Source organism: Aeromonas encheleia (genome assembly GCF_900637545.1).
GTDB classification, from domain to species: Bacteria; Pseudomonadota; Gammaproteobacteria; order Enterobacterales; family Aeromonadaceae; genus Aeromonas; species Aeromonas encheleia.
The window spans coordinates 1,816,051-1,842,114 of record NZ_LR134376.1 but is presented as its reverse complement, the minus strand read 5'-3'; the positions used below and the strand labels follow the sequence as shown (position 1 = coordinate 1,842,114).

At 62.3% G+C, this 26,064-nt stretch carries 23 protein-coding genes and 1 tRNA gene; 21 read left to right on the top strand and 3 right to left on the bottom strand.

Annotated features, from left to right (window positions below):
• Positions 1-45: 45 nt before the first annotated feature.
• Both fdhF and EL255_RS08645 read right to left on the bottom strand, forming a co-directional pair.
• Positions 46-2,190 carry a formate dehydrogenase subunit alpha gene (fdhF, locus tag EL255_RS08650; RefSeq protein WP_084228339.1) on the bottom strand — a complete coding sequence of 715 codons (2,145 nt, stop codon included), beginning with the start codon at positions 2,188-2,190 and terminating at the stop codon, positions 46-48.
• Between the two features lie 74 nt (positions 2,191-2,264).
• Positions 2,265-2,861, bottom strand: a complete 597-nt coding sequence (locus EL255_RS08645; RefSeq protein ID WP_042653527.1) for a 4Fe-4S dicluster domain-containing protein — start codon at positions 2,859-2,861, stop codon at positions 2,265-2,267.
• 624 nt (positions 2,862-3,485) lie between these two features.
• Here EL255_RS08645 and EL255_RS08640 point away from each other — a divergent pair.
• The 20 genes from EL255_RS08640 to hypA all read left to right on the top strand — a co-directional run bounded on the left by EL255_RS08640 (position 3,486) and on the right by hypA (position 24,666).
• Positions 3,486-4,238 (top strand): hypothetical protein, encoded by a 753-nt coding sequence (locus tag EL255_RS08640; RefSeq protein ID WP_126623299.1) that lies wholly within the window; start codon positions 3,486-3,488, stop codon positions 4,236-4,238.
• Positions 4,239-4,302: 64 nt separating this feature from the next.
• Positions 4,303-4,665 carry a GNAT family N-acetyltransferase gene (locus EL255_RS08635; protein WP_232018931.1) on the top strand — a complete coding sequence of 121 codons (363 nt, stop codon included), beginning with the start codon at positions 4,303-4,305 and terminating at the stop codon, positions 4,663-4,665.
• Positions 4,666-4,733: 68 nt separating this feature from the next.
• Positions 4,734-5,267 (top strand): hypothetical protein, encoded by a 534-nt coding sequence (locus EL255_RS08630; RefSeq protein ID WP_084228338.1) that lies wholly within the window; start codon positions 4,734-4,736, stop codon positions 5,265-5,267.
• A gap of 519 nt (positions 5,268-5,786) precedes the next feature.
• The gene (kup, locus tag EL255_RS08625; protein ID WP_042653524.1) at positions 5,787-7,655 is read left to right on the top strand and encodes a low affinity potassium transporter Kup; all 1,869 of its coding nucleotides are present in this window, start codon (positions 5,787-5,789) and stop codon (positions 7,653-7,655) included.
• Between the two features lie 312 nt (positions 7,656-7,967).
• On the top strand, positions 7,968-8,630 hold the full coding sequence (locus EL255_RS08620) for a 4Fe-4S dicluster domain-containing protein (protein WP_042653523.1): 663 nt from the start codon (positions 7,968-7,970) through the stop codon (positions 8,628-8,630).
• Positions 8,630-10,519, top strand: coding sequence for a hydrogenase 4 subunit B (hyfB, locus tag EL255_RS08615; RefSeq protein WP_042653522.1), 1,890 nt, complete (start codon positions 8,630-8,632; stop codon positions 10,517-10,519). Before EL255_RS08620 ends, hyfB begins: the two co-directional genes overlap by 1 nt.
• Entirely contained in the window at positions 10,519-11,472 is a 954-nt protein-coding gene (locus tag EL255_RS08610) for a respiratory chain complex I subunit 1 family protein (protein ID WP_042653521.1), read from the top strand. Before hyfB ends, EL255_RS08610 begins: the two co-directional genes overlap by 1 nt.
• A gap of 62 nt (positions 11,473-11,534) precedes the next feature.
• Complete coding sequence (locus tag EL255_RS08605; protein WP_042653520.1) at positions 11,535-13,253, top strand: hydrogenase large subunit; 1,719 nt, start codon at positions 11,535-11,537, stop codon at positions 13,251-13,253.
• 9 nt (positions 13,254-13,262) lie between these two features.
• The gene (locus tag EL255_RS08600) at positions 13,263-13,802 is read left to right on the top strand and encodes a formate hydrogenlyase complex iron-sulfur subunit (protein ID WP_042653519.1); all 540 of its coding nucleotides are present in this window, start codon (positions 13,263-13,265) and stop codon (positions 13,800-13,802) included.
• Positions 13,802-14,617: an NADH-quinone oxidoreductase subunit B family protein gene (locus EL255_RS08595; RefSeq protein ID WP_033130241.1), complete on the top strand. Its 816-nt coding sequence runs from the start codon at positions 13,802-13,804 to the stop codon at positions 14,615-14,617. The genes EL255_RS08600 and EL255_RS08595 overlap by 1 nt, the downstream gene beginning before the upstream one ends.
• Positions 14,610-15,023, top strand: coding sequence for a formate hydrogenlyase maturation HycH family protein (locus tag EL255_RS08590; RefSeq protein WP_042653518.1), 414 nt, complete (start codon positions 14,610-14,612; stop codon positions 15,021-15,023). The genes EL255_RS08595 and EL255_RS08590 overlap by 8 nt, the downstream gene beginning before the upstream one ends.
• Complete coding sequence (hycI, locus tag EL255_RS08585; RefSeq protein ID WP_033130239.1) at positions 15,023-15,517, top strand: hydrogenase maturation peptidase HycI; 495 nt, start codon at positions 15,023-15,025, stop codon at positions 15,515-15,517. Before EL255_RS08590 ends, hycI begins: the two co-directional genes overlap by 1 nt.
• Before the next feature lie 188 nt (positions 15,518-15,705).
• Positions 15,706-15,797 (top strand) — tRNA-Sec (locus EL255_RS21275).
• A 203-nt stretch (positions 15,798-16,000) separates the two neighbouring features.
• Complete coding sequence (selA, locus tag EL255_RS08580; protein WP_084228337.1) at positions 16,001-17,407, top strand: L-seryl-tRNA(Sec) selenium transferase; 1,407 nt, start codon at positions 16,001-16,003, stop codon at positions 17,405-17,407.
• A 4-nt stretch (positions 17,408-17,411) separates the two neighbouring features.
• Positions 17,412-19,352 carry a SelB domain-containing protein gene (locus EL255_RS08575; protein ID WP_042653516.1) on the top strand — a complete coding sequence of 647 codons (1,941 nt, stop codon included), beginning with the start codon at positions 17,412-17,414 and terminating at the stop codon, positions 19,350-19,352.
• The gene (gene hypF / locus EL255_RS08570; protein ID WP_042653515.1) at positions 19,349-21,748 is read left to right on the top strand and encodes a carbamoyltransferase HypF; all 2,400 of its coding nucleotides are present in this window, start codon (positions 19,349-19,351) and stop codon (positions 21,746-21,748) included. The genes EL255_RS08575 and hypF overlap by 4 nt, the downstream gene beginning before the upstream one ends.
• 9 nt (positions 21,749-21,757) lie before the next feature.
• Positions 21,758-22,009: a HypC/HybG/HupF family hydrogenase formation chaperone gene (locus EL255_RS08565; protein ID WP_033130236.1), complete on the top strand. Its 252-nt coding sequence runs from the start codon at positions 21,758-21,760 to the stop codon at positions 22,007-22,009.
• Complete coding sequence (hypD, locus tag EL255_RS08560) at positions 22,003-23,115, top strand: hydrogenase formation protein HypD (RefSeq protein WP_042653514.1); 1,113 nt, start codon at positions 22,003-22,005, stop codon at positions 23,113-23,115. Before EL255_RS08565 ends, hypD begins: the two co-directional genes overlap by 7 nt.
• Positions 23,116-23,295: 180 nt before the next feature.
• Positions 23,296-24,300 (top strand): hydrogenase expression/formation protein HypE, encoded by a 1,005-nt coding sequence (gene hypE, locus EL255_RS08555; protein WP_042653513.1) that lies wholly within the window; start codon positions 23,296-23,298, stop codon positions 24,298-24,300.
• A gap of 24 nt (positions 24,301-24,324) precedes the next feature.
• Positions 24,325-24,666, top strand: coding sequence for a hydrogenase maturation nickel metallochaperone HypA (gene hypA / locus EL255_RS08550; RefSeq protein ID WP_033130233.1), 342 nt, complete (start codon positions 24,325-24,327; stop codon positions 24,664-24,666).
• On the opposite strand, the gene EL255_RS21550 is transcribed toward hypA, so the two are convergent.
• Entirely contained in the window at positions 24,644-24,988 is a 345-nt protein-coding gene (locus EL255_RS21550; protein WP_331854695.1) for a hypothetical protein, read from the bottom strand. The two genes, hypA and EL255_RS21550, sit on opposite strands and share 23 nt — an antisense overlap.
• Here EL255_RS21550 and hypB point away from each other — a divergent pair.
• Complete coding sequence (gene hypB, locus EL255_RS08545; RefSeq protein ID WP_331854694.1) at positions 24,869-25,771, top strand: hydrogenase nickel incorporation protein HypB; 903 nt, start codon at positions 24,869-24,871, stop codon at positions 25,769-25,771. The two genes, EL255_RS21550 and hypB, sit on opposite strands and share 120 nt — an antisense overlap.
• The last annotated feature ends 293 nt before the right edge of the window (positions 25,772-26,064 follow it).

Here is a 26,064-nt window from a genome sequence, read left to right as displayed (position 1 = left end):
CCGGGCCCTGTGAACAGAGCCTGGATCCACTTTATTTAACGCTGATTAGCCTTTGGCGGCGCTGCGCAATTTCGCCTTGAGTGCACTGTATTCAGTCTGGACATAATTCTCCGCCTCAGGCTGATTCTCAATACGCTCAATTTTCACCGCGCAGTACTTGTACTCTGGGGTGTAGGAGACCGGGTCCACGTGCTCTATGGTGAGCTCGTTGCAGGCCCCGATCCACCACTGGTAGGTCATGTAGACCACACCGGCGTTGACCCTGTCGTTGTAGTTCGCCCTGGTGATCACCTTGCCGCGCCGGGACGAGATCCAGACCAGCGCCTGATCCTTCACCCCGAGCTTTTGCGCATCGCTCGGGTGGATCTGCACATAGCCGGGCTCATCGGCGAGCGTCTGCAACGCCGAGCAGTTGCCGGTCATGGAGCGGCAGGAGTAGTGACCCACCTCCCGCACCGTGGAGAGCACCAGCGGGTAATCCGCACAGGGCTGCTCCAGTGGCGGCCGCCACTCGGAGGCGATCAGCTGACCCTTGCCGCTCGGGGTGGTGAACACATTGCCCTCGAACAGGGTGCTGGTGCCCGGGTGATCCTCGGTCGGACAGGGCCACTGCACACTCTTGAGATCCGCCATCTTGTCGTAGCTGACCCCGGTATAGAGCGGGCAGAGCGCGCGCATCTCGTCCCAGATCTCCTGGGTGTCGCGATACTCCATGGGATACCCCATGGCGCTGGCCATCAGCGAGAAGATCGCCCAGTCCGGCTTCACGTTGTCGGGGGGCGTGACCGCCTTGTAGAAGCGCTGGAAGCCGCGATCCGCCGAGCTGTAGACCCCCTCGTGCTCGCCCCAACTGGTGGCGGGCAGGATGACGTCGGCCATCTCGGCGGTCTGGGTCATGAAGATGTCCTGCACTATCACCAGCTCCATGCCACCCAGGGTGCGCCTGAACTGGGCCAAGTCGGCTTCAGTCTGGGCCGGATCTTCGCCGAAGATGTAGAAGGCCTTGCACTTGCCCTCCTCCACCTTGTGGCTGAGTTCGGTCAGACGGTAACCGGGCTGCTGAGACAGGGACGGCACGCCCCAGGCCTTGGCAAACTTGGCGCTGATGGCGGGATCGGCCACGGACTGATAGCCCGGGAACTGGTGCGGCAGCATCCCCATGTCGCAGGTGCCCTGCACGTTGTTCTGACCGCGCACCGGGCCGCAGCCGGTGCCGCGACGACCGAAGTTGCCGGTCAGCAGGGCCAGCCCCGCCAAGCCTTTCACCACGTCCACCGCCTGACCGTACTGGGTCACGCCCATGCCCCACAGGATCATGGAGGCGGGTGACTCGGCATAGGTGCGAATGGCCGCGCGGATATCCGCCGCCTTGAGGCCGGTGATCTCCTCCACGTATTCCGGGGTGTACTTGGCCACGGTGGCCTTGAAGGTATCGAAACCTTCGGTGTAGTTGGCGACGAACGCCTTGTCGTAGAGCCCCTCGGCGATCAGCACGTTGGCGAAGGCATTGACCAGCGCCATATTGGAGCCGTTTTTCAGCGGCAGCCACTGATCGGCGATACGGGCGGTTTCCACCATGCGCGGATCACAGACGATCACCTTGGCACCCTTGGCTTTCGCCTTGAGGATGTGGCGCGCCACTATGGGATGGGAGTCGGCAGCATTGTAACCAAACACCAGCAGGCACTTGGTCTCTTGAATTTCGGGAATGGCGTTGCTCATGGCGCCGTTACCTACAGTTGTCTCCAGACCGGAGACTGAGGGTGCGTGTCACACCCTCGCGCAGTGATCGACGTTATTCGTCCCAATCACGGCGCGGGCAAATTTTTGCATCACATAGTTGGCTTCGTTGCCGGGACCGCGGGCGGAGCCTGTGGTCATGATGGCGTCGGCACCGTATTTCGCCTTGATGGCGGAGAGACGACTGCTGGCAAAGCCGATGGCCTCATCCCAGGAGACGGCTTCGAGCTTGCCACCGCGCTCGCGGCGGATCATCGGGTTCTTGAGACGGGGGGTCAGCAGGTTGGTGTCGTTGAGGAAATCCCAACCGTAGTAACCCTTGAGGCAGAGTTGCCCCTCGTTGGTCCGGCCGTTGGCACCTTCGGCCCCCACCACCTTGTCGTTTTCAACCAGCAGGTTGATCTTGCAACCGGTGCCGCAATAGGGGCAGACGGTAATGACTTTTTTCATGAGTCGCACTCTTGTTTGTTAACGATAAACGGCGGGATGGCGGCCCAGTGAGCACCATCCTCCGGCTCTGGGCCTTATGCCCGCTGACTGGACGGCATGGCCTCGGCGCTGGCCAGCTGCTTCTGGCGGTTCAGGGAGTCCAGCGACGCGGGGGTCACCAGCCGCAGCGCCTGGGTGGGGCACACCTCGACGCAGGCCGGCCCCCCCTCGCGATGGCTGCAGAGATCGCACTTCAAGGCCAGCGCCTTGGTTTGCACTCCCTTGAACAGCGCACCGGCCGCAGGGGCCACCTCTTTGACCACCACGTTCATGGCGCCGTAGGGGCAGGCCACCACACAGGATTTGCAGCCGATGCAGCGCGCCTGATAGACCTTGACGTGGCCATCCTCGGTGACGATGGCGTTGTTGGGGCAGGCCTTGGCACAGGGCTTGTCTTCACACTGGCGGCAGAGCACCGGCGTGGTCACCTTGCTGCCCACCACCACCTTCAGACGGGGCTGAAAATAGCTGTCTTTTGAGACCAGATGTCCATCTTCGATGGCAAGACGCAGACCGCCCTCCCGCTCAACGGTGCCCGCGCAGGACGCTGACTGGTGTGACACGGCGCAGGCCACCTCACAGGTACGACACCCAATACAGAGACTGGGATCGGCAATCACGAAGCTGTTCATAGAGAGGGATCCTAAATGTTTCGTTACACCCTGCCGGCCAGGCTCACAGAGGAGACAGGCCAGCCATCCCACTAGGCATTAATCAGACCAACTCAGGCCTGGAGCGGGAGAAAGTTCGCAAGCAGCTGAAAATAAAGGAGTAATCAGGATGGCAGCCATGCTTTATTAGGAGGGTGACGATGACGACAGGGACCAGACACGGCGATCGACACGACAAAAGTGACGAGCTCGACACAGGATGACAGCCCCCTGCACCGGCTGATGACCGGAAGAGGAACGGGAGATGCTCGGGAGCTAAGTCGCTATCGGCCAGAGGAAATACAGAGGTGAAAAACGGGCCATCAATGGCCCTTGCATTGCCACAGCAGGGGATAGTACAGCGGCCCATGGTTTAGTCCGGTTCTGTTAGAGGTCTGCAAAGCCAGAGCGAACAGAAAGCCCCTCTACTGACAAATTTATTGAACTGGAGCCGGTTTTTAACCTCTCCCACTTCTGTTTTTTATCCGGCCAGTTACGATGGTTAACTTGGCAACCAGCTCCGTTGGAGTTACTCCGATAGATCTACGATTTCACACCGCATAGGTTAAAGGTGTAAGACCTGCTTGATAAATTTTGGATTCAAATATGCATAAGTTTAATTTAATAGAAAATGCTAATGACTCTTTAGAACATGCAATTAAACATATGGGACCAATTGACCAAAATGGTGTTGGTGATTGGAAAAGAATAATCGTTGATTTCTCTCATGTTATAGAGTTACTTTTTAAAGAAAAATTGCGCCAAATCCATCCTGCTTTCGTCTTTGATAACATAGACAAATATCCATCCAAGGATGCATTTACTGTTGGCGCAGAAAAAGCTTTTAAGAGGCTTCAAAATATTGGAGGTATAACATTTTCTAAAGATGAAGTCGGGGCAGTCAACACAGCTAGAGAAAAAAGAAACGAAATAGAACACTTTGAATTCTCAATATCTGAAGATGAGGCAAAAGCTTTAGTTGGCCAAGCATTATCTTTTATATTCACTTTTTCGGAAGAGCACCTCCTTCTTGATTGGAAGGCTACACATCTAAAAAACAAACGTTGGTATATTTTATCCCAATACACTGAGTTTTATAGCGAATTATTACGTAAAGCAAACAACAAAATAGAAGCTGAAGAACTATATTCCATCGAGTGCACGTCTTGCCATAATGATACCTTCAGTGTGGATTATGAAAAATGTATGGTGTGTGGTCATGAGGAAGATGTGCTTACTTGCAAGTGGTGTAAAGTTCCATACATTTTCTCTTCGTGTGAATATGGAGAAGATGCAGCACTTTGCCCAAGCTGTGAATATAAGGACGGCTATGCCAGCGCAAATTATGAAAAATATTAACACCTGACTATATATGGCCACAGCTTTTGCTTATATATAAATTTGATATGGAGGTTAAAAGTTGATGGAAATAGAAATTTATAACAAATCTCAAGATGAGATCTTCAATATACTTGTTAATAATCTCAGACAATTTAATTTTCAGATGATGGACGAGGAAAGATCCCAACCATTGATGGTGGTCATACGTGATGATAGCGGCAAGATTATCGGTGGCATTGCCGGACGTACCATTTACCATCAATTTATGATCGAGGTGCTTTGGGTACACGACGATAAACGAGATCAGGGGCTCGGCATTCAACTGATGGAGATCGCCGAACGCGAGGCGCAAGCACGAGGTTGTATTGCAGCTCAAGTCGACACTCTGCCGTTCCAGGCGCCCAAGTTTTATGAAAAATGGAATTTCAGATTGTCGGCAAAGTGATTGACGTTAAAGATAGCCCTGACCGTTATTTTTTACTGAAAGAATTTAATTAGATGAGAGAGTGAATCATGGATGATAAATTAATAAAAAGATACTTGAAGTATGCGAATAGTGAAGAAGCTCTTGCCGTTCTCTTTGTAAAAAAACATCTAATAAAAGCGAAAGGATATTGGATAGACATTGATAACTGTAGGCGTTATGAAATGTCCATGGATAAGATGCACTTCCGATTCGTAACTGGAGGTTTATATATAAGAGAAATCAAGCCTAAATATCCACCCAAGTCAGAATATACTGTCAATGGAAAGTTTGATGAGGATCGATACTATCTGACCGTTCGTGCTATAACTTGGGAAACGGCACACAGAGATATAGAACAACAAAAAGCAAAAAAGATATCTGTTCCTAACTTTAGGATAACTGGTGTGAGTTACGAAATAAATCGGGATAGTAGCGATTTTTTTGTTGAAAATGCACCGCCAGAAATAAAAGCTCTTGCGAAAAATCTATCAGACAGAACGAATTACCTTTGGGATATAGCATTGAAATATGTTAACAAACAAAACTTTGTTTACAAAATAAAAACAATTACGATTAGTTAGTCTCAATCACTTATATCATAAATAATTCAGTCTTATAGTGATCGCCTTTGTTGCGGTCACTTCTCCTCCCCACGCTTCCCATCCGCCCCACCAGATAAAGACTCCATTGTCTCCCCGCACCCCACTCTTTGCGACGCGATCCGGTAATTTATTGGTCAGCATTTTATCGTCTATTTTTCAGCCAGATTGATAGGAAAAACTAGCCAAAATGGATACTCAGAGAAAACAAACGCTTGCTCGCTGCCCAGGGGTTTATGTCAATCACAGAGTAATTAATGACCTCGTTCAAAAGCCCCTTTTGATTATTTATATCAGAGCCTATTCCCACAGACTCTGTGTCATCATGAGCTGAATCGCAGATGAACAGACTGTGCCCCATGATGAGCCTATTCCTATCCAGTTGATTCCCTTTCCCATCGCCATTCATTGATCCCCTCCCGATCGACTCTCTGTGTTAGCTGATAGCTCGGGGCCCCTGTGCTGGCAAATATGTCCGCATCAAACTGACAAGACAACTTCATGAACTGCAATAACAAACCCGCCCTGTCTGGCGTCACCCTGGCGGCGATCGGCGTGGTCTATGGCGATATCGGCACCAGCCCGCTCTATACCCTGCGCGAGTGCCTGTCGGGCCAATTCGGGTTCGGGGTCGAACCCGCCTCCATCCTGGGCTTTCTCTCGCTGATCTTCTGGCTGCTGATCCTGGTGGTCTCGGTCAAGTACCTCTCCTTCGTGATGCGGGCCGACAATGCCGGTGAGGGGGGCATCCTGACCCTGATGTCGCTGGCGACCCGCAACAGCCCCGAGAGGCTGGCCCCTGTGCTGATCATTCTGGGGCTGATCGGCGGCAGCTTCTTCTATGGCGAGGTGGTGATCACCCCCGCCATGTCGGTGATGTCGGCCATCGAGGGGTTGAAGATAGTGGCCCCCTCGCTGGATCCCTACATAGTGCCGCTCTCGGTGCTGGTGCTGACCCTGCTGTTTGCCATCCAGAAACATGGCACCGCCACCGTGGGCAAGTTGTTCGCCCCCATCATGCTGACCTGGTTTCTGACCCTGGCGGTGCTGGGCCTGCGCGGCATCAGCCAGAATCCCGAGGTGCTGGGCGCGCTCAACCCCGTCTGGGCCCTGCGCTTCTTTATGACCTACCAGACCACCTCCTTCTTTGCCCTCGGCGCCGTGGTGCTGGCCATCACCGGCGTTGAAGCGCTCTATGCCGACATGGGCCACTTCGGCAAGAACCCGATCCGGCTCGCTTGGTTTGTGGTGGTGCTGCCGTCGCTGGTGCTCAACTACTTCGGCCAGGGCGCGCTGTTGCTCGGCAACCCCGAGGCCATCGCCAACCCCTTCTTCCTGCTCGCCCCCACCTGGGCGCTGCTGCCCCTGCTGTTGCTGGCGACCATGGCGACGGTGATCGCCTCGCAGGCGGTGCTCTCCGGGGTCTTCTCCCTCACCCGGCAGGCGGTACGGCTCGGTTATCTCTCACCCATCCGCATCGTCCACACCTCCGAGCAGGAGTCGGGCCAGATCTATATCCCGGTCATCAACTGGATGCTCTATGTCTCTGTGGTGATCGTCATCATGAGCTTCGAGCACTCCAGCAATCTGGCGGCCGCCTATGGCATCGCCGTGACCGGCACCATGGTGCTCACCTCCATCCTCTTCTGTTCGGTGGCGAAGAACAGCTGGCACTGGCACCCCTATCTGGTGGCCGCCCTGTTCGCCCTGCTGCTGGCCATCGATGTGCCGCTCTTTGTCGCCAACCTCGCCAAGATCTTCTCCGGCGGCTGGCTGCCCCTCACTCTGGGCGCGGTCATGTTCACCCTGATGACCAGCTGGAAGAGCGAGCGCTTTCAGCTTATTCGCCGCCTGAACGAGCACGGCAACTCGCTGGAGCCGATGATCGCCTCGCTGGAAAAATCCCCGCCGACCCGGGTGGCGGGCACCGCCGTCTATATGTCGCGGGTGGTCAATGTGATACCCCATGCGCTCCTGCACAACCTCAAGCACAACAAGGTGCTGCACGAGCGGATCATTCTGCTCACCCTGCGGGTGGAGGACGTGCCCTACGTCCACAACGTGCGCCGGGTCTGCATCGAGCAGCTCTCCCCCACCTTCTGGCGGGTGGTGGCCAGCTACGGCTGGCGCGAGACTCCGAACATGGAGGAGATCTTCCATCGCTGCAATGCGGAGGGCCTGAGCTGCCGCATGATGGAGACCTCCTTCTTCATGGCCCACGAGTCCCTCATCATGAAGGAGCGCCCCTGGTACCTCTATCTGCGCGGCCAGCTGTTTATGCTGCTGCAACGCAATGCCCTGCGGGCGCCGGATCAGTTCGAGATCCCGCCCAACCGGGTGATCGAGCTGGGCTCGCAGGTGGATATCTGATGGCATTCTGATGGCATAAAGAACGCCAGCAAGAGAGAGGGAGGCTTCGGCCTCCCTCTCTTTTCCCCGCTAGCCGAGATTGCCCTCCTCATGCTCCTGCGCCCCTGGAGTGACGAACCCTGTCCGGCCCTTCGTCACAAGTGACGAACGTCACGCTTCGACAGCTGTCCGCCTCTGTGACACACCCCTAGACAAAATTAAAATACACATAAAAACAGTCAGTTAATCTCATTCCTGGCGCCACACACAATCTGGCCCGCATCTTGCCATCCTGCCCCTACTTTCTCCGTTCGCGACACGACAAGGTAGGCTATGAACCGCTTCGTTATCGCTGATCCCAAACTTTGTATCGGTTGTGGCACCTGTATGGCGGCCTGCAGCACGGTTCACAAGGCCAAGGGTTTGCAACAGGCCCCCCGATTAACCGTCATGCGACACGAGCAGGCGACCATGCCGGTTCAGTGCCGTCACTGTGACGACGCCCCCTGCATCAAGGTGTGCCCGGTCGAGGCCATCTGCCAGACCGAGGATGCGGTGCAACTGAACGAGTCGCTCTGCATCGGCTGCAACCTGTGCGCCGTGGCCTGCCCGTTCGGCGCCATCAGCAGCGGCGGCAGCCGTCCGGTGGCCATGGCCACCAGCTATGACAGCTACATCCCCTGCTCGGTACGCTCCAGCAACCCTTCCACCTCCGCCGGCCTGCGCTGCTTCGGGGAAGACCTGCTGAGCTGGGAGCCCGGCGTGCGCGCCATCGCGGTCAAATGCGATCTCTGCGCGTTTCGCGAAGAGGGCCCGGCCTGCATCGATGCCTGCCCCTCTCAGGCGCTGACCCAGGTGAGCGAGGACGACAGCGCCCACACCGCCCGCGAGCGTCGCCTGCAGGCCGCCCAATCCCATCCGGAAGGGGCCCCCGCATTCAGTGCCACGGCCTCGCCCTCTTCACCGCACTCATTGACAGCCAAGGGAGATCGCTGATGCTGCCCCCTCTTCTACTGGGCACCCTGTTGCTCCTTCTGGCAGGCGCACTGCTGGGCGCCGCCGCGGGCTGGCTGCTGAACAGTGCCGCCCTCGCCAACCGCCTCAACAGCGGCTTCGCCCTGCTGGGATCCCTCTGCGGTGTCATGGTCGCCGGACAGACCCTGATGCGGGGCACCCCCATTGACGGCGCCCTCTGGCTGCTGGGCTCGGTGCACCTCGACATGCTGGCGGCGCTGATGCTCTTGGTGATCACGCTGGTCGGTGTGGCGGTGGCGCTCTACTCCTTTGCCTACATCAAGGAGTACCAGGGCAAGGGGGACGTCAGCATAGGCGTGCTGATGAACCTCTTCCTGTTCGCCATGGTCGCCATGGTGCTGTGCGACAACGCGCTGGGCTTCCTGCTCAGCTACGAGCTGGTGACGCTCACCAGCTACTGGCTGGTCAAGACCAACCCGGACGCCGCCAAGCAGAGCCGCCTCTATCTGGTGATGAACCACATCGGCATGGCGCTGGTGCTGGTCGCCTTCTGGCTGCTCTGCCAGGGCAGCGGCAGTCTGGAGTTCAGCGTGCTGCGCGAGCATCACCTCGGCGGCGCCCTGGCCTCGCTGGTGTTCCTGCTCAGCTTCTGCGGCTTCGGCCTGCGCGCCGGCTTCGTGCCGTTGCACGGCTGGTTGCCGGTGGCCGAGCCCGTCGCCCCCTCCCATATCTCGGCGCTGATGTCCGGGGTCATGGTCAAACTGGGGCTGTTTGGCATCTTGCGGGTGGCCATCGATTTTCTCGGCGCCAGCCAGCTCTGGTGGGGCTACATGGTGCTGATCTTCGGCGCCTGCTCGGCGGTGCTCGGGGTGCTGTTCGCGCTCGCCGAGCACGATCTCAAGCGGCTGCTCGCCTACCACACGGTGGAGAACATCGGCATCATCCTGATGGGGATGGGGATCGGCATGATTGGCCTGGCCAATCAGCAACCGACCCTGGTGGTGCTGGGGCTGCTCGGCGCCCTCTATCACCTGCTCAACCACGCCATCTTCAAGAGCCTGCTGTTCATGGGCACCGGCTCCGTGATGTTCCGCCTCCACACCCGTGACATGGACAAGATGGGTGGGCTCGCCAAGCTGATGCCCTGGACCGCGCTGGCGTTCCTCATCGGCGCCATGGCCATCTCGGCGCTGCCGCCGCTGAACGGCTTCGTCAGCGAGTGGTTCATCTATCAAGCGCTCCTTTCCATGACCAAGCTCGGCACCTCGGTCGTGGCCCCGCTGGCGGTGGTGATGCTGGCGGTGACCGGCGCCATGGCGGTGATGTGCTTCGTCAAGGTCTATGGCATCTGCTTCTGCGGCGCCCCGCGCAGCGAGAAGGCGAGTCAGGCCCGCGAAGTGCCCAGCACCATGGTGGCAGGCACCCTGCTGCTGGCGGCGGTCTGTCTGGTGCTGGGGCTGGGCGCCCCCTGGATTGCCCCCCTGGTCAACGGCTACGGCCAGGCGCTGATCGCCGAGCAAGTGGCGAGCCAGGTAGCGACCGGCGCCACCCTGCTGCCGCTCGATAGCGCTCAGGCGATCCTCTCCCCGCCGGTGATTGCCCTCACCCTGCTCGGCCTGCTGCTGGTGCCGCTGCTGATCCTGGCGCTGTTCAAAGGGCCCAAGCTGGGTCGTCGTCACGCCGGCACTCCCTGGGCCTGTGGTTACGCCTATGAGGAGCGCATGAGCCTCACCTCCGGCGGTGTCACCCATACCCTGCGCCAGATCTGCGCCCCCCTCTATCGGCAGCGTCCGCGCCTCGATCTCGCCAGCTCGCTGCAAGGGGTGAGCGCGGCGCCGTCCCCCGCTGGCTGGCTGCTCCATGGCCTGGTGCTGGTGCTCTTTATCCTGATGGCTGTTGGAGTTCAATGATGCCCGCTCTCGAAATGCCAAGCTGGGGCATGCTTGCCCTGGCCCTCACCCAGGCCATCGCCATGCTGGCGCTGGCTCCGCTCGCCACCGGCTTCAACCGGGTGCTGCGTGCCAAGATGCACTCACGCCAGGGGCCCGGCCTGCTGCAGGATTACCGCGATATCGGGAAACTGCTGCGCCGCCAGGAGGTCACCCCCGAGCCTGCCGGCATCATCTTCAACCTGATGCCGGCGGTACTCATCGCCGCCTTGCTGCTGGTGGCCATGGCGCTGCCGACCCTGACCCATGAATCCCCCTTCCCCATCGCCGGGGATCTCATCACCGACATCTACCTGTTCGCCATCTTCCGCTTCTTCTTCTCCCTGGCGGGGCTCGACAGCGGCAGCATGTTTGCCGGGATCGGAGCCCGCCGCGAGCTGACCCTGGGGATCCTGGTCGAGCCCATCCTGGTGCTAGCCTGCTTCATCATGGCGATGATGGTGGGCAGCTCGGATCTGGGCAACATCAGCACCTACGTGGCCACCCAGCCGCTGGCCGCCCCGGTCGCCACCCTGCTGGCGGGCGCCGCCTGCGCCTTCGCGGTCTTCGTCGAGATGGGCAAGCTGCCCTTTGACTGTGCGGAAGCCGAACAGGAGCTGCAAGAGGGGCCGCTCACCGAGTATTCCGGCGCGGGCCTGGCCCTGCTCAAGCTCGGCCTTGGCCTCAAGCAGCTGGTGGTGGTGCAGCTCTTTTTGGTGATTTTCCTCCCCTTCGGCAAGGCGGCGGACTGGAGCCTGCCCGCGCTGGCGGTGGCGGCGCTGATCCTCGCCTGCAAGCTGCTGGTGGCCTTCGCACTGGCGGGCCTCATCGAAAACGCCATGGCCCGCACCCAGTTCGTGCGCACCCACAAGCTGACGCGCTATGGCCTGGGGCTGGCCCTGCTGGCCCTGCTCGCCTATCTGGTCGGGGTATAAGCCATGCCCGCCACAGCCGCTTTTTCCGATTTCATATTTTCCGATTTTAAAGTGAGAACTGCATGACCATCGCCATCATGGATCGCATCGGTTGCGACTACATCCAGCAGCTGCGACAGCAACTGCCCCACGCCATCATCGACGAGCAGTGGCAGACCGTCGATCAGGCCACCCTGACCGTCAAGCCCACCGATCTGGTGGCCATCACCAGCCTGCTGTTCCACAAGCTGGGCGGCTGGCTGTCGGTCTCCTTCGCCAACGACGAGCGCAGCCTGAACGGCCACTTCGCCGTCTACCACGTCTTCTCCATGGAGGGGGAGACCAAGAGCTGGATCACCGTCAAGGTACTGGTCGAAGCCACCTCGCAGGAGTACCCCTCCATCACCCCGACCATTCCGGCGGCGGTGTGGGGCGAGCGGGAGATCCGCGACATGTACGGCCTGCGGGCGGTCGGTTTGCCGGACGAGCGCCGGCTGGTGCTGCCCGATGACTGGCCCGAAGACATCCATCCGCTGCGCAAAGACGCCATGGATTACCGCCAGCGCCCCATGCCCACCACGGACACCGAGACCTACCCCTTCGTAAACGAGCTGGGCAACGAGGCCAACCGCATAGTGCCGGTGGGCCCACTGCACATCACCTCGGACGAGCCGGGTCACTTCCGGCTGTTCGTGGATGGCGAGGACATCATCGATGCCGACTACCGGCTGTTCTATGTCCACCGTGGCATGGAGAAGCTGGCCGAGACCCGCATGGGCTACAACGAGGTGGCCTTCCTCACCGATCGGGTGTGCGGCATCTGCGGCTTCACCCACAGCGTCGCCTACACCACCTCGGTGGAGAACGCCATGGGCATCCAGGTGCCGGAGCGGGCCAAGATGATCCGCGCCGTGCTGCTGGAGGTGGAGCGGCTGCACAGCCACATCCTCAACATCGGCCTGTCGAGCCACTTCACCGGCTTCGACACCGGCTTCATGCAGTTCTTCCGGGTGCGGGAGAAATCCATGACCCTGGCCGAGCTGCTGACCGGGGCGCGCAAGACCTATGGCCTCAACCTCATCGGCGGGGTGCGCCGCGACATCTTCAAGGAGGATCGCATCAAGGGCACCCAGCTGGTGCGCGAACTGCGCGACGAGCTCAAGCCCCTGGTGGCCATGCTGCTCGACACCGCCAACATCAGCTCCCGTCTGGTGGGCATAGGCCGGCTCGATCCGCAAGTGGCCCGCGACTTCAGCTGCGTCGGCCCCATGGTGCGAGCCAGCGGCTTCAAGCGCGACGTGCGCCGGGTGCACGACTTCGCCGCCTACCGCGAGCTGCCGATGGAGATCCAGACCCTGGCGGGCTGCGACGTCCAGTCCCGGGTGCTGGTGCGGATCCACGAGCTCTACGACTCCCTCGACATGATCGAATTCGGCCTGCAGCACCTGCCGGAAGGGCCGCTGCTCACCGAGGGCTTCACCTATCAGCCGGGCAAGTTTGCGCTGGGCTTCACCGAGGCGCCCCGCGGCGAGAACGTGCACTGGAGCATGACCGGGGACAACCAGAAGCTGTTCCGCTGGCGCTGCCGCGCCGCCACCTACGCCAACTGGCCCGCCCTGCGCTACATGCTGCGGGGCAATACGGTGGCGGATGCACCCCTCATCATCGGCAGCCTGGATCCCTGCTACTCCTGCACCGATCGGGTCACCCTGGTCGATCCCAAGAAGGGCAAGTCCACCGTGGTCTCCTACAAGGAGATCGAGCGCTACGGTATCGATCGCAAAAACTCTCCGCTCAAGTAAGGGGTCATCATGATCAAGCTGTTCAAGACCATACTCCGGGCCGGCACGCCGACCGCCAAGTACCCCTTCGCCCCCTATGAGGTGAACCGGGATTTTCGCGGCAAGCCCGAATACCAGGCCGACAAGTGCATCGCCTGCGCCGCCTGCACCAAGGCCTGCCCGGCCAATGCGCTGATCATGGAGACCGATCTGGAGACCGGTGAGCGGCGCTGGGAGCTCTCCATCGCTCGCTGCATCTTCTGCGGCCGCTGTGAGGAGGTGTGCCCGACCCGCGCCATCGCCCTCTCCCCCAACTTCGAGCTGGCGGTGACCAACAAGGCCGATCTCTATGAGGAGGCCCGCTTCCCGCTGGCCCCCTGCTCCCTGTGCGGCACCTACTTTGCCCCGGCCCGGCTGGTGGCACTGGTGGAAGACACCCTGGCGCTGGCGGCCCAGCCGCTGGCCCACCCACAGCGGTTGCACCACTGCCCCGACTGCAAACGCAAACAGAGCATGCTGAGCCAGCCCGCATCAGGCGCCGCCACGCTCACCCAACAGGAGTCGATGTGATGAGCAAGATCAAAGGCATAGAAGCCGTTGTCGGCGATGCCCATACTCGCGCCGTGCCGCTGGCACAGGATCCGGAAATCACCCGTCTCAAGCAGACCCTGCTCAAGGACATTCGCCGCTCGGCCTATGTCTATCGGGTGGACTGCGGCGGCTGCAACGCCTGCGAGATCGAGATCTTCGCCACCATCACCCCGCTGTTCGATGCCGAGCGGTTCGGCATCAAGGTGGTCGCCTCCCCCCGTCACGCCGACATCCTGCTGTTCACCGGCGCCGTGACCCGGGCCATGCGGGTGCCGGCCCTGCGCGCCTACGAGGCGGCCCCGGATCCCAAGATCTGCATCGCCTACGGCGCCTGTGGCTGTGACGGCGGCATCTTCCACGATCTCTACTGCGTCTGGGGCGGCACCGACAAGATAGTGCCGGTGGATGTCTACATCCCCGGCTGCCCGCCCACCCCGGCCGCCACCATCTACGGCTTCGCGGTGGCGCTCGGCCTGCTGGAGCAGAAACTCAAGGCCACCAGCCACGAGGTGCAGGCGGGCGAGCGGGTTGAGCTGCGCCACACCGGCATCCCGAGCGAGATCCGGGTGATGATAGAGCGCGAGGCGCGCCGCATGGCGGGCTACCGTCAGGGCCGCATCATCGCCGACGAGTTCATGGCACTGCTGGAGGGGGCCACCCAGCAGGACGTGGATCTGCGCATCCAGGGCTACCTTGCCCAGCATGACGACCCGCGCCTCTCCGAGATCGTCAACAACCTGGCCAACGCCTGCCTCAACCGGGTGGCGGGGAAAGCAGAGGTCGCCCATGGCTGACCAGGTGTTCTTCTATCGCCTCTCCCGCAAGTTTGTGGACGAGCAGTTCGACGTGCCCGAGGAGGCGAAGGAGGTGATGTACTACAGCCTCGCCATCGGCCACCACCTCGGCATCGTCGATTGCCTCAGCGCCGATCTGGTCTGCCCTCTTGCCGGCTATCGGGACTGGGTGGCCAAGCTGCCAGCAGGCAGCGAGGCGCGCCGCAAGATGGAGGGCTTTCTCACCTTCGGCGAGATCACCGTCTATCGGGAACACTGCCACATGCTGGCCTGCGCCTTCGACCGGCTGCGCCAGGCCGAAGGCGCCTTGAACGAGCAGGAGCGGGGCTGGACCGACACTTTCATGAACCAGCTCACCGCCCTCTATAACGATCCTCATATGTACCTGATGGTAAGGAGCCGCTGATGGGCTGCAATCTCGTGTTGACCGTGGGCAATGCCATGATGGGTGACGATGGCGCCGGCCCCTATCTGGCCGAAAAGCTGCAGGCCGCCCCCCTGCCCGGCTGGATCCACATCGACGGCGGCATAGCGCCGGAGAACAGGGTGCACCAGGTGCGGGAGCTGAAACCGGATCGGGTGCTGCTGGTGGATGCCGCCGAGCTCGGCGAGAAGGCGGGCACCCTCAAGGTGATCCCCCCCGACACCATAGCCGACATGTTCATCTTCTCGACCCACAACATGCCGCTGAACTTTCTCATCGACGAGCTCAAGCGCTTCGTGCCCGAGGTGATCTTCGTCGGGGTGCAACCCGCCATCGTCGCCTTCTCCTTCCCCATGACCGGGATGGTGAGCGGCGCCATGGATTACCTCCATCAGCATCTGGATACCGCCAAGGATACCAAGTTGTTAATCCGCCAGCTCGCCCAGTGGAATAAGGTCAACGACGCGGCACTATAATTTGCCGAGTTGTTAAAAACGGCCAGACAGGAATTTAATCGACGCCCGATGTTAAAATAAAAACATCGGGCTAATCGCCCTGTTTTTGATATAAAACAACTCTCCTTCAAATAATATAAATACCGTTTTTATATGGCAAAAAAAGCGTTGTCAGCCAGGGGGCCTTGCCCCAAAATGGCGGCCTCTGCGGAAGTTGATGGGGTCTGGTGGCCTCCTCGGTCTTCAAAACCGATGTGAGCCGAGAAGGCTCGGGCAGGTTCGATTCCTGCCTCTTCCGCCACTTTCCTATATTGGATGCATCGACTAGATACCGCTTGCCAATATTATTCCGGGATGGTTTCCTCGGTCGTGAATTAATTTGTCAGAACCGTTTCAGCATTAACACTCTGTGCAAGTTGTCCGCCCGCAAATAACCGCCAGCCCCGTCAATCTATCGGCAAACCGGTGTGCATCCGTCACCCACGCACTGCCCTGGTAACCCCCATGCCGAACCAGTCACAGCCTCAAGCGTCCGCCGTCGACCAGCCAAGCCATCGCCTGCCACAGGTCGAACAACTGCTGCAGCAAGCCTTCCTCGCCCCCCATATCGCCCGTCTGAGTCGGCCGCTGGTGACCCAGCTGGTGCGCGACACCTTGAGCGAGCTGCGCCAGAGCGAAGGCTTTCGCCAGCATGGGGTGGCGCTCGCCCGGCTTGAAGGGCTGCTCGACAGTCGCTGCCGGCAGTGGGTACGCCAGCGCCAGACCCGGCTGATCAACGCCACCGGCACGCTCGTTCATACCAATTTGGGGCGCTCGCCGCTCTGCGCCGAACTGTGGGACGAGGTGCGCGAGCTCAACACCGGTTACAACAACCTGGAGCTGGATCTCGCCACCGGCAAGCGCGGCGGGCGCAAGGGGCTGATCGCCCCCCTGCTCGCCTGCCTGACCCAGGCCGAAGACTCCCTGGTGGTGAACAACAACGCGGCCTCGCTGTTTCTGCTGCTGCAGGAGATAGCCAAGGGGCGCGAGGTGATCGTCTCCCGGGGCGAGCAGATCCAGATCGGCGGCGGCTTTCGCATCCCGGACATTCTGGCGCTGTCCGGCGCCAAACTGGTGGAGGTGGGCACCACCAACATCACCACGGCCCGGGACTACCTCGATGCCATCACCGATCAGACCGCGCTGGTGCTGATGGTGCACAGATCCAACTTCGCCATTCGCGGCTTCACCGAGTCCCCCGACATCGGCGAAGTGGCCCGCGCCCTGCCGGATCACATAGTGCTGGCGGTGGATCAGGGCTCAGGCCTCACCACCGAGGAATTCGCGCCGGACGAGACCTCGGTGCGCCAGTACCTCAAGGCGGGGGCGGATCTGGTCTGCTACTCCGGCGACAAGCTGCTGGGGGGCCCCCAGTGCGGCATCATCGGCGGCCGCGCGGATCTCATCAAGCGGCTGGAGAAGCACCCCATGATGCGCACCTTCCGCCCGAGCCGCATCGTCTACTCCCTGCTCGAGCGCCTGCTCATCCACAAGCTCAACAAGTCCCCCACCGGGGCGGGCATCGCCCAGCGCACCCTGAGTTCCCCCGCCGCCATGCAGGCCAGGGCCGACCAGTTGCTGGCCGCCCTGCCCGGTTGCTTTATACAGGTTCCCGCCCAGCTGGTGGTCGGCGGCGGCACCCTGCCGGACGAGTTCTACCCCGCCCCGGCGCTCGAATGCCTGGACCCACGCCCGGCCCAGCAGCTGCTCGATGCGCTGCGGGAGCTGCCGGTGCCGGTGATCGCCACGGTGCGCCAGCAGAAGGTGCTGCTCAACATGGCCAGCCTGCTGGCGGACGACATGCCGCTGCTGATCGCCCAGCTGAGCGAGCTGCTCATGCCTGCCACCATGCCAGCCGCACAGGAGCCCTGATCCCATGACCTCCTACCGCGCCGTCATCGGTCTGGCCGGCCACGTGGATCACGGCAAGACGCTGCTGATCAAGGCCCTCACCGGCATCACCACGGCCCGCGCCCACGAGCAGGCCATCGGCATGACCCAGGATCTCGGCTTCGCCCACTTCGACGACGGCCAGGGCAACACCATAGGGGTCATCGACGTGCCCGGCCACGAGCGCTATGTCCGCAACATGGTGGCGGGGCTCTGGAGCCTGGATCTGGTGCTCTTGGTCATCGCCGCCGACGAGGGCTGGATGCCGATGACCGGCGATCACCTGCGCCTGCTCAGGGCCATGGGGGTGCCGCGCCTGCTGGTCTGCATCAACAAGTGCGATCTGGTGAGCCCCGACGAGCTTGAACTGCTGGAGGAGACGCTGCTGGAGCGGGTGATGGACGAGAGCGGCATGGTGCCCGACATCGTCTGCGTCAGCGCCAAGAGCGGCGACAACATCGACGGCCTGCACGCCGCCATCGTGGGCCAGCTTGCCGATGTACAAGAATCGCAGATTGCCCGCGAACAGGGGGCGCCGCGCCGCTCTCGTGAAGAGGCACCACCGCGCCTCTATGTGGACAGGGTCTTTACCGCCAGCGGCACCGGCACAGTGCTGACCGGTACATTGCAGCAGGGCAGCCTCAAGGTGGGGGACAAGCTGCGCCTCTACCCCGCCGATCGGGAGGTGCAGGTGCGCTCCCTGCAGGCCTATCACCAGAGCGTCGACGAGATAGCCGCCGTCTGCCGGGTGGCGGTGGGGCTGAAAAAAGTGCCCCACAAGGAGGTGGCCCGCGGCCACTGCCTCGGCAGCGCGGCCGGGGACTGTCAGGCGGCGACCCACCTGATAGTGCGCCTGGAGGCCGATGGCCAATCCAGCAAAGAACTGCGCACCTCTCTGCGCAACAAGGAGGTCGAGGTGGCGCTGGGCAGCTGGCATGGCCGGGCCCAGCTGATCTATATCCGCGGCGCTGACACAGCGGATGCCGATCACCCTGGGCTCGCCCGCCTCGTCTTCACCAGTCCCCTGCCCTGCTTCTTCGGCCAGCCGCTCGCCATCATCCGCCACGGCAGCAGCGAGCTGCTGCATGGCGCCCGCATCCTCTGGTGCGGCGACATCTCCCCCGCCAGGCGCAAGGCGCTGCACGCCCTGCTGCGGGCGCTGCCGGAGGATCTCGCGGGCCACAACCCCGCCACCCTGCAGCTGGGGCTCAATGGCTATGCCCCCGCCGACCGCTTTGACGCGCCCCCCGCCGGGGCGGTGCAGCAGGGCGACTGGATGATGAGCCAGTCCTGGCTGGCACAGACCCGCGAGGCCATGCTGGCCGCCCTGCAGGCCGAGCCATTGAGCGGCGCCGAGCTCGCCGGCAGGCTGCGCATCGACCCCGAGGCTACCCAACAACTGTTGCTGGCGCTCAAGGCCGAGCAAAGGATCCGGCTGCACCACGACAAGTGGCAGCCCGGCGGTGGCGAGTCGGAAGACGATCTCGGGGAAGAGGCACTGTTGGTGCTCAAACTGGTGCGAGATCAAGGCAAGGAGGGCTACCAGCCCGGTAAACTGGGCCCCGGCGGTGTGGAGATAGACCCGGTGCGTCATCTCACCCTGCCAGCCGGTTTACGGCAAAAGGGGGCGCTGCAAAAGCAGTTGCGCAATCTGGCAAGGCTCACCTACCTGATACAGCTGGAAGGTCCCATCTACTACGATGCCGAACTCTATCACCACATGGTACAGGCCGTGCTGGCAGGCCAGCGGGTCGGGGATCTGATCGACATGGGCTCGCTCAAGGAGATCACCGGCCTGTCGCGCAAATACGCCATCCCCTTCTGCCTGCGCATGGAGATGGACGGCTGGGTACGACGGGAGGACAACGATCGCCGGGTGCTGCGCCTGCCCGAGGGCAACCCCCTGGCTGACGAGACGCCGGCATGACGGCGCCCACAACCCCGATGACCCAGCCGCCAGAGGCGAGCACCCCGCTGCGCCTCGAGTTTCAGATCAACGGCATAGTGCAGGGGGTCGGCTTTCGCCCCTTCGTCTATGGCCTGGCCCTGCGCCATCGCCTCACCGGCTATGTACTCAACGACGCCAGCGGCGTCACCATAGGGGCAGAGGGTTCTCCCGAACAGCTCGCCGCCTTTGGCCGCGACCTGCGGGCGCTGGCGCCGCCGCTCAGCCGCATCGACAGCTTCGACCAGTGGGCGCTGCCGCTGACGAGCGACCCCGCTTTCAACGGCGCCTTTCATATCAAGGCCAGCCAGCAGCAGAGCGCGGCCACGGTCGCCATCTCGCCGGATCAGGGGATGTGCGAGGCCTGCGCCCGGGACATTGCCAACCCGGCGGATCGCCACCATAGGTATCCCTTTACCAACTGCACCCACTGCGGCCCGCGCTACAGCATCATTCGCCGCCTCCCCTACGACAGACCCCACACCGCCATGGCCAGCTTCGCCATGTGCCCGCACTGCGCCAGTGCCTATGAGGATCCGCTGGACAGGCGCTACCACGCCCAGCCGGTGAGCTGCCCCCAGTGTGGCCCGCAGCTGTGCTGGCGCAGCGGCACCGGCGAGGCGCAGGCCAGCCGGGAGGCGGCGCTGCAGGCGGCCGCCCAGGCCCTGCAAGCGGGGGCCCTGGTCGCGGTCAAGGGGATGGGGGGCTACCACCTGATGTGTGATGCCCGCAATGAACTGACCGTGGCCCGGTTGCGCCAGCTCAAGCGCCGCGCGCGCAAGCCGCTGGCGGTGATGATGGGATCCCTCGAAGAGGCGCGGTTGCACGTGACCGGCAGCGAGGCCGAGTGGGCGCTGCTCTGCTCCCAGCCAAGACCCATCACCCTGCTGCGCAAGCGGGAGCCTGACCAGCTGTCGCCCGACACCCTACCGCTGGCCGACGCCATCGCCCCCGGCATCCCCTACCTCGGGGTGATGCTGCCCTACACCCCGCTCCACCAGCTGCTGCTGGAGGCCTGTGCCATGCCGCTGGTGGCCACCAGCGCCAATGGCCGCGGCAGCCCGATCCTCATCGAATGCGAGGCGGTGATCAGGGAACTTGGCAGCGAGATCGACGGCATCCTGGATCACGATCGCCCCATACTGCACCCCTGCGACGACAGCCTGGTACAGTGGGCCGGCGGCCGGCGCCAGACCCTGCGCCTCGCCCGGGGTTATGCCCCCTGCACCCCCAGCCTGAAAGAGCCGGTCAGCACCCCAGTGCTGGCGGTCGGCGCCCAGCAGAAGAACCAGCTGGCGCTCGCCTTCGGCCGCCAGCGCATCTACAGCCCCCATATCGGCGATCTGCACAGCCTGCCGATGCAGGCCCACTTCGAGCAGACCCTGGCCACCTTCCGCGAGCTCTACGATCTCGCTCCAACCCTGCTGGTGTCAGACCGCCACCCGGGTTATCTGAGCCACCAGTGGGCCAAGGACTATTGCGCGGCAGAGGATGCGACCCACCTCGAGGTGCAGCACCATCACGCCCACCTGCTAGGGGTGATGGCCGAACATGACCACAGCGGGCCCGTGCTCGGCTTCGCCTTCGATGGCACTGGCCTCGGCGACGACGGCACCCTCTGGGGGGGCGAGCTGCTGGTCGCCGACGTGCAGGGGTTTGAACGAGTGGCGCACCTGCGGCCATTTCGGCTGATCGGGGGCGAAGCCGCCATCCGCGAGCCGGTACGCCAGTTGCTGGGGCTGCTGTTTGAATCCGCGACCCCGCGCGAGATCGGCGAGCTGAATATTGCGGTGATCGACCAGTTGCCCGCCGATCGGATCAATAACCTGCACCAGCTGTGGCGCCTCGGCCGCAACGCCCCCCACACCAGCTCCATGGGCCGACTGTTCGACGGGGTCGCCACCCTGCTCGGCCTGATCGATACCCCCGACTACGAGGGCGAGGCGGGGCTGCTGCTGGAGGCGGCGGCGCTGCGACTCGCGCCCGGCGCCGAGCCCTGGCCGCTGCAATTCGGAATCACCGACCAAGAAGATGGCCCTCTGCTGATCGAATGGGCACCGCTGCTGGCCGAGCTGCTGCAACGGCGCGCCAGCGTCGAGGTGGCCAGGCTGGCCGCCGGCTTTATCCAGGCCATCGGCGAGCTCATCCTCACCCTGAGCCAGAGCTTCCCCGCCCACCCTGTGGCGCTGGGGGGCGGCGTCTTCCAGAATCGCGTGCTGATGGACCAGCTCCTCCCCCGCCTCGCCGAGGCCGGGCGCGAGGTCTTGATAAGCCAGACCCTGCCCCTCAACGACGGCGGCATCGCCGCGGGCCAGCTCTGGTTTGCCATCCACCATGTTGCGAAGGAGAGGGCCAAGCCCCTCTTCCCCGCCATTTAGGAGTCTCTCATGTGCCTTTCCATTCCCTCCCAGGTGGTGCAGCTGCACCCCGAAGATAACTGCGTCACCGTCGACACCCTGGGGGTGCAGCGCCGGGTCAGCTGCATGCTGCTCGAGGATCCCCTGGCCCTGGGGGACTATGTGCTGCTCCACATCGGTTTCGTGATGAGCAAGATTGACGAGGAGGAGGCCCAGGCCAGCCTGGAGAGCTTCCGCCAGATGGTGGCCCTGATGCCCAAGCAGGACATACTGCCATGCTGACGCTCAATGACCTGTTTCAGGGCTTTCGCCAGCCCGAGGTGATCCGCGCCCTCGCCGCCCAGATCCATAAGCTGGCCAAGGATATGCCCGAACCCCTGCGGGTGATGGAGGTGTGCGGCGGCCATACCCACACCATCATGAAGTACGGCCTGCCCCAGCTGCTGCCGGACAGCATAGAGTTCGTCCACGGCCCCGGCTGCCCGGTCTGCGTGATGCCCAAGGAGCGCATCGATCAGGCCATCGAGCTGGCCGGCCAGCCCGATGTCATCCTGGTGACCCTGGGGGACATGATCCGGGTGCCGGGCTCCAAGGGATCCTTGGCCCAGCAGCGGGCCAGGGGCAGCGACATCCGCCCGGTCTACGACCCGCTCGATGCGCTGCGCATCGCCACCGAGAACCCGGACAAGACGGTGGTCTTCTTCGCCATCGGCTTCGAGACCTCCACCCCCATGACGGCCGCGCTGCTGGCGGCGGCTGACGCAGCCGGGGTGAACAACCTGCTGTTTCATATCAACCATGTGCTGGTGCCCCCCGCCATTCACGCCGTGATGGCCGACGGGGTCGCCAAGGTGAACGCCTTCATCGGCCCCTCCCACGTCAGCGTCATCACCGGCGCCGACATCTATCTGCCCATAGTCCAGCGCTATCGGGTGCCTGTGGTGGTGAGCGGCTTCGAGCCGGTGGACGTGATGGAGGCGCTGCTGATGATGGTGCGCCAGAAGGTGGAGGGACGCTGCGCGCTGGAGGTGCAATACAGCCGCGCCGTCACCGCCAGCGGCAACCAGGCCGCCCAGCGGCTGGTGGCCCATTATTTCGAGACCCGCGAGCACTTTCGCTGGCGCGGCCTCGGCGACATCAATGCCTCCGCCCTGCGCCTGCGGGACACCTTCGCCGCCCGCGATGCGGAGCGCCACTTCCAGCTCAGTCAGACCCCCATCGACGATCACAAGGCGTGCCAGTGCGCCGATATCCTGCGCGGGCTGGCCAAGCCGAACCAGTGCAAGGTCTTCGGCCGGGGCTGCACCCCGACCCAGCCCATGGGCAGCTGCATGGTCAGCTCAGAGGGGGCCTGCAACGCCTACTACCGCTATATGGGGATCCAATGAGCATGAGAGAAATTCAACTTAGCCACTGTGGTCGGGTGATGGGTCGAGATGAACCCGTCTGCTTCTATCACGGTCTGGAGACCCGGTCACGATGAGAGAGATTCAACTTAGCCACGGTGGTCGGGTGATGGGTCGAGATGAACCCGTCTGCTTCCATCACTACCTGGAGACCCCATCCCGATGAGAGAGATTCAACTTAGCCACGGTGGTGGCGGCGTCGAGATGAACCAGCTGATCAACCAGCTCTTCTTCCGCCACTTCGGCAACGAGATCCTGCTGCGCGGTGAAGACGCGGCCCTGCTGCCGGTGCAAGGCCCCGTCGCCTTCACCACCGACAGCTTCACCGTCTCCCCGCTCTTCTTCGAGGGGGGCGACATCGGCAAGCTGGCCATCGCCGGCACCGTCAACGATCTCGCCATGATGGGGGCCAGGCCCGAATACCTGAGCTGCAGCTTCATCATCGAGGAGGGCTTCCCCTACGCCGATCTCGCCCGCATCGTCGAGTCCATGGCCTCCGAACTGACCAAGAGCGGCGCCCGCATCGTCTGCGGCGACACCAAGGTGGTGCCGAGGGGGGCGGCGGACAAGCTGTTCATCAACACCAGCGGGGTCGGCACCTTCCCTTGCCCTGCGCAGAGCCGGGGGATCTCGGTGCGCAACCTCAAGCCCGATGACGCCATCCTGGTGTCGCGGGATATCGGCAGCCACGGCGCCTGCATCCTGATGGCCCGCGACGCCCTGCAGCTCGGCTCCGCGCTCAAGAGCGACTGCACCACCCTCTGGCCCCAGGTAGAGGCACTGCTGCAAGCGGGGCTCACCCCCCACGCCCTGCGCGATGCCACCCGGGGCGGGCTCGCCGCCGTGCTCAACGAATGGAGCACCGCCTCCCAAGTGGCCATCGAGCTGGAAGAGTCCGCCATTCCGGTGTGCGATCCGGTGCGCGGCCTGTGCGAGCTGTACGGCTTCGAGCCCCATGATCTCGCCAACGAAGGCACCATGGTGCTGGCCCTGCCGGCCGAGCAGGCGGACGCCGCGCTGGCGCTGCTGCGCGCCTTCAACCCCTCCGCCAGCCGGATCGGGGTGGTGAAAGAGAGCGCCCAGCACAAGGTGATCCTCAACAACCCCTGGGGCAGCCGCCGTTATCTCGAACTGCCACAGGGGGAGCTGCTCCCCCGCATCTGCTAAGCACCCGACCAAAGGAGCCCTGATATGCACGAGATGTCCCTTGCCATGGCGGCCATCGATCTGGCGGCCGAGCAGGCCAGCCAGCGCGGCTTTACCAGGGTCACCGCACTCTGGCTGGAGGTCGGCAGTTTCTCCTGCGTCGACCCCGACACCATCGCCTTCTGCTTCGAGGCCGCAGCCAAAGGCACGGCCGTCGAGGGCGCCAGCCTGCATTTTCAGCACCAGGCCGCCGAGGGCTGGTGTTACGACTGCAGCAAGACGGTGACCCTCACCGAGCGCGGCCAGGCCTGCCCCCTGTGTGGCGGATACAAATTACGAGTCGCGCAGGGCGATAGCCTGCGCATCACCGACATCGAGGTAAGTTGATATGTGTAGCGTATGCGGATGCGGCCAGGCACGAATCGCCGGGCACGATCATGAACATGAACACCAGCACGAACACCAGCATCATGCCGAGCACGGCCACGATCACGACCATCAGCACGCTCATCGGCAGCCAGCGCCGCGCACCCTGATCATTCACCATCACTACCACCATCAGGGGGATGTCCATCACCACTACCACGGGGTGGGCACTGTGCAGGCCGGCCAGCCCCAGGCTCACGGGCATCATCATGCTCACTCCCACGACCACGCCGACGACCATGGGCATCATCACGCTCACTCCCACGACCACGCCGACGACCATGGGCATCATCACGCTCACCCCCATGATCACGGCCACGAGCACGAACACGAACACGCTCACCAGCATGACCATGCCCATCAGCATGCGGATCTGCACTATGGCAAGGGCGCGGCGGGACTGTCGGTGCCGGGCATGGGCCAACGCCAGCTGATCGCCATCGAGATGGATGTGCTGGCCAAGAACAACAAGCTGGCGGTCCACAACAGGGAGCACTTCGACCAGGCCGGTCAGCTGGTGCTGAACCTGGTGTCGAGCCCGGGCTCGGGCAAGACCACCCTGCTGTGCGAGACCCTGCGCCGACTGGAGGGCCAGCGCTCCTGCGCCGTGATCGAGGGGGATCAGCAGACCAGTGCCGATGCGGATCGCATCCGGGCCACCGGGGTGCCTGCCATCCAGATCAACACCGGCAAGGGTTGCCACCTGGATGCCAAGATGGTGCACGACGCCTGCCACCAGCTGCCCGCCAATGAAGGGGGCATCCTCTTCATCGAGAACGTGGGCAACCTGGTCTGCCCCGCCGGCTTCGATCTCGGCGAGAAGTACAAGGTCGCCATCCTCTCGGTCACCGAGGGGGAGGAGAAGCCGCTGAAATACCCGGACATGTTCGCCGCCGCCCAGCTGATGATCATCAACAAGACGGATCTGCTGCCCCATGTCAGCTTCGACGTGGCGCGCTGCATCGAGAACGCCAAGCGGGTCAACCCCTACATCCAGGTGATCCAGCTCAGCGCCACCACCGGCGAAGGGATGGACGCCTGGCTCAACTGGTTGGCAACAGCCTGAGTGCGAACCGGTTAAACACCGTTGATAAATAGAGAGGGAGGCATAGGCCTCCCTCTCTTGTTATGTTCGAACCTTGCGAGTGGCTATGGCTATCTGCACCAAACTGCCCGCTTCTCATATGCGTCGCCCCCTCACCCTGGCCCTCTCCCCAGGGAGAGGGGACTGCATCTTTGCTCATACCTGACCACCTCTCACCACCGCGACTGGCACAACTCGTTCAAGCGAAGAGATCATCCTAGGTCGCCATCTGCACTCCCTTCTCCCCTCGCGGGAGAAGGGTTGGGGATGAGGGG

What these genes read in the sequence shown, in the direction of transcription:
- EL255_RS08610 (WP_042653521.1), top strand. Translation starts at nt 10,519, where the DNA reads ATGCCCGCTCTCGAAATGCCAAGCTGGGGCATGCTTGCCCTGGCCCTC.
- EL255_RS08600 (WP_042653519.1), top strand. Translation starts at nt 13,263, where the DNA reads ATGATCAAGCTGTTCAAGACCATACTCCGGGCCGGCACGCCGACCGCC.
- EL255_RS08640 (WP_126623299.1), top strand. Translation starts at nt 3,486, where the DNA reads ATGCATAAGTTTAATTTAATAGAAAATGCTAATGACTCTTTAGAACAT.
- hycI (WP_033130239.1), top strand. Translation starts at nt 15,023, where the DNA reads ATGGGCTGCAATCTCGTGTTGACCGTGGGCAATGCCATGATGGGTGAC.
- EL255_RS08630 (WP_084228338.1), top strand. Translation starts at nt 4,734, where the DNA reads ATGGATGATAAATTAATAAAAAGATACTTGAAGTATGCGAATAGTGAA.
- EL255_RS08575 (WP_042653516.1), top strand. Translation starts at nt 17,412, where the DNA reads ATGACCTCCTACCGCGCCGTCATCGGTCTGGCCGGCCACGTGGATCAC.
- hypF (WP_042653515.1), top strand. Translation starts at nt 19,349, where the DNA reads ATGACGGCGCCCACAACCCCGATGACCCAGCCGCCAGAGGCGAGCACC.
- EL255_RS08605 (WP_042653520.1), top strand. Translation starts at nt 11,535, where the DNA reads ATGACCATCGCCATCATGGATCGCATCGGTTGCGACTACATCCAGCAG.
- EL255_RS08590 (WP_042653518.1), top strand. Translation starts at nt 14,610, where the DNA reads ATGGCTGACCAGGTGTTCTTCTATCGCCTCTCCCGCAAGTTTGTGGAC.
- EL255_RS08635 (WP_232018931.1), top strand. Translation starts at nt 4,303, where the DNA reads ATGGAAATAGAAATTTATAACAAATCTCAAGATGAGATCTTCAATATA.
- EL255_RS08595 (WP_033130241.1), top strand. Translation starts at nt 13,802, where the DNA reads ATGAGCAAGATCAAAGGCATAGAAGCCGTTGTCGGCGATGCCCATACT.
- hypD (WP_042653514.1), top strand. Translation starts at nt 22,003, where the DNA reads ATGCTGACGCTCAATGACCTGTTTCAGGGCTTTCGCCAGCCCGAGGTG.
- EL255_RS08620 (WP_042653523.1), top strand. Translation starts at nt 7,968, where the DNA reads ATGAACCGCTTCGTTATCGCTGATCCCAAACTTTGTATCGGTTGTGGC.
- EL255_RS08645 (WP_042653527.1), bottom strand. Translation starts at nt 2,861, where the DNA reads ATGAACAGCTTCGTGATTGCCGATCCCAGTCTCTGTATTGGGTGTCGT.
- hypE (WP_042653513.1), top strand. Translation starts at nt 23,296, where the DNA reads ATGAGAGAGATTCAACTTAGCCACGGTGGTGGCGGCGTCGAGATGAAC.
- selA (WP_084228337.1), top strand. Translation starts at nt 16,001, where the DNA reads ATGCCGAACCAGTCACAGCCTCAAGCGTCCGCCGTCGACCAGCCAAGC.
- hyfB (WP_042653522.1), top strand. Translation starts at nt 8,630, where the DNA reads ATGCTGCCCCCTCTTCTACTGGGCACCCTGTTGCTCCTTCTGGCAGGC.
- kup (WP_042653524.1), top strand. Translation starts at nt 5,787, where the DNA reads ATGAACTGCAATAACAAACCCGCCCTGTCTGGCGTCACCCTGGCGGCG.
- hypA (WP_033130233.1), top strand. Translation starts at nt 24,325, where the DNA reads ATGCACGAGATGTCCCTTGCCATGGCGGCCATCGATCTGGCGGCCGAG.
- EL255_RS21550 (WP_331854695.1), bottom strand. Translation starts at nt 24,988, where the DNA reads ATGGTCGTCGGCGTGGTCGTGGGAGTGAGCGTGATGATGCCCATGGTC.
- EL255_RS08565 (WP_033130236.1), top strand. Translation starts at nt 21,758, where the DNA reads ATGTGCCTTTCCATTCCCTCCCAGGTGGTGCAGCTGCACCCCGAAGAT.